Annotated in this window: 4 protein-coding genes; 2 read left to right on the forward strand and 2 right to left on the reverse strand. The window is 73.9% G+C overall.

Translation table 11 applies throughout. From position 1 onward, the window contains the following. The coding region (locus tag OZN99_RS29850) for a hypothetical protein (protein WP_270938845.1) at positions 1 to 193 on the forward strand (193 nt) is incomplete at its 5' end. 9 nt (positions 194 to 202) lie between these two features. Here OZN99_RS29850 and OZN99_RS29855 read toward each other — a convergent pair. Together OZN99_RS29855 and OZN99_RS29860 are read right to left on the reverse strand one after the other, a co-directional pair. Beyond that, positions 203 to 1,189 (reverse strand): Bug family tripartite tricarboxylate transporter substrate binding protein, encoded by a 987-nt coding sequence (locus OZN99_RS29855; protein WP_270938846.1) that lies wholly within the window; start codon positions 1,187 to 1,189, stop codon positions 203 to 205. Further along, positions 1,186 to 1,572 carry a RidA family protein gene (locus tag OZN99_RS29860; RefSeq protein ID WP_270938848.1) on the reverse strand — a complete coding sequence of 129 codons (387 nt, stop codon included), beginning with the start codon at positions 1,570 to 1,572 and terminating at the stop codon, positions 1,186 to 1,188. The genes OZN99_RS29855 and OZN99_RS29860 overlap by 4 nt, the downstream gene beginning before the upstream one ends. 96 nt (positions 1,573 to 1,668) lie before the next feature. On the opposite strand from OZN99_RS29860, the gene OZN99_RS29865 reads away from it, so the two are divergent. After that, on the forward strand, positions 1,669 to 2,100 hold the full coding sequence (locus OZN99_RS29865) for a CoA-binding protein (RefSeq protein ID WP_270938847.1): 432 nt from the start codon (positions 1,669 to 1,671) through the stop codon (positions 2,098 to 2,100). The last annotated feature ends 295 nt before the right edge of the window (positions 2,101 to 2,395 follow it).

Raw genomic sequence — 2,395 nt, forward strand, 5'->3', positions numbered from 1 at the left:
CATCGACCCCCCGCCGCTGCGTCGCCTGCCGCCGCCGGAGCCGGAGCGCTCGCCCGCCGCGCTGGCGGCGGTCTGGTTGCTCTCCCTGGCGCTGGTCGGCGCGGCCGGGTGGGCGATGTGGCACTACCGGGCCGAGATCACCGCCGCCTGGCCGCCCGCCGCCCGGCTCTACCAGGCGATCGGGCTGGAATAGGCGCTGGCGCTAATCCGCCGTCGCGCCGCTGGCCCGCACGATCGGCGCCCAGCGCGCGATCTCGCTGCGGATGAAGGCGCCGAATTCCGCCGGGCCGCCCTCCAGCACCTGCATGCCCTGGCCGGCCAGCCGCTCGCGCACCGCGGGCGTGTCCAGCGCGGCGCGCGCCGCCTCGTTCAGCCGTGCCACCACCGCATCCGGCGTGCGCGCGGGCGCGGCGAGGCCGAACCACGCCGTCACGTCGAACCCGGGCAGGCCGAGCTCGGCCAGCGGCTTCACCTCCGGCCAGCCCGGCATCGGCCGCAGCCCGGAGAGCCCGATGGCGCGCAGCCGGCCGCCCTGCACCTGGCCGAGCGCCACGGGCACGGAGGCGAAGGTCATCGTGGTCTGCTTCGCCAGCACCGCGTTGACGCTCTCCGGCGCCGAGCGGAACGGGACATGCGTCAGCCGCACGCCGGTCATCTGCTCCAGCACCGCGCCGCCGAGATGCTGCGAGGTGCCGGACCCGCCCGAGGAATAGGTCAGCTCGCCCGGCCGCGCGCGGGCCGCGGCGACGATGTCGGCCACGCTGTTGAACGGGCTGTCGGGGCTCACCACCAGCACGTTGGGGCTGGTGGCGCAGAGCGTGACCGGTGCGAAATCCGCCACCGGATCGAAGGGCATGGTGCGGTAGAGCGCGGGGTTGATGCCATGCGTGCTGACGGTGGCCATCAGCAGCGTGTGGCCATCCGGATCGGCGCGCTTCACCACCTCGCCGGCGATGTTGCCGCCGGCGCCCGGGCGGTTCTCCGCCACCACGGACTGGCCGAGGCGGCGGCCCATCTCCTCCGCCATGGACCGCGTCAGGATGTCGGCGGCGGAGCCGGCGCCGATGGTGACGAGGATGCGCACAGGGCGCGTCGGGAAACCCTGCGCGACGGCCGTGGCTGAAGGGAGAGCCGGCGCAGCGAGCGCGGCGGCCAGGACGGCACGGCGATGCACGGCACGGCCCGTCATGGCACGACCCCCACGCCCTGGATCTCCACCAGGATGCCCGGCCGCGCGAAGCCGGCAACGGTGATCAGCGCGCTGCACGGGTATTTCCCGCCCGGGAAGGCTTCCTTGCGAAGGTCCACCAGCAGGTCGCCATGGCGCGGGTCCAGGATGAAGGTAGTGCTGTAGACGAGGCAGGACAGGTCGCCGCCGGCCCGCCGCAGCGTGCGGTCGATCAGCGCGTAGCAGGTGCGCACCTGCGCGGCGAAGTCCCAGGAGATGTCCTTGCCCTCCAGGTCGGTCGTGGTGGTCTGGCCCGAGAGCCAGACCATGCGGCCGCCCTGCGTCACGATGGCCGGCGAGAAGGCACGCGACTGCTGGAACGCGCTGCCTTCGAGATGCGTCACGCTCAACGACACACGGCCCTCCTGCCTGCTTGCACGGCCAGGGTGGGCAGCGCCTCACGCAGCTGTCAAACCCGGCCCTGGGAGGCCACGATTCGCATGACGGACGCCATGACAGACGCCGGGATCCGTGACCTTCTGCTGGCGACGCGGCGCATCGCCGTCGTCGGCGCCTCCGACCGGCCGAGCCGGCCCAGCCACGGCGTCTTCGGCTTCCTCCTCGCACGCGGCTACGATGCGGTGCCGGTGAACCCGGTGCTGGCCGGCCGCGAGATCCACGGCCGCGCCGCGCTGTCCGCGCTGGCGCAGGCGGCGCCGCTCGACATGGTGGACGTGTTCCGCCGCAGCTCCGAGGCAGGGGCGGTGATCGACGAGGCGGTGCGGCTGGGCGCGCGCTCCGTCTGGCTGCAACTCGGCGTCGTGGACGCGGCCGCGGCGGCACGTGCGCGGGCGGCGGGCCTGGTCGTGGTGATGGACCGCTGCCCGGTGATCGAGTGGCGGCGCCTCGGCCTGCCCGACCGGGTCGGCTGAGGGCGCCAGGATGGCCGCAAGCGGGGCGCGTCACGGATCGTCACAGGGATGCCGCTTGAAAACCCTGACACCCTGGGCCACGTTCCCCATTGCATGAATTCCCGGTAAGGTGACGCGGGCACCTGCCGGGCGATCCTCCCGCGCACCGCCTTGGAGAGAGGACCAGACAGCACCATGACGGACGAGGAACGCCGGATCATCACCAGCTTCGTGGAGCGGGTGAGCGGCGCGGCGAATGCGGCGCCGGCGCGCCCGGCCTCGCCCTGGGGCGCGCTGGGCGGCGGCGCCCAGCCGG

Source organism: Falsiroseomonas oryzae (assembly GCF_027856955.1).
Taxonomy (GTDB): Bacteria; Pseudomonadota; Alphaproteobacteria; order Acetobacterales; family Acetobacteraceae; genus Falsiroseomonas; species Falsiroseomonas oryzae.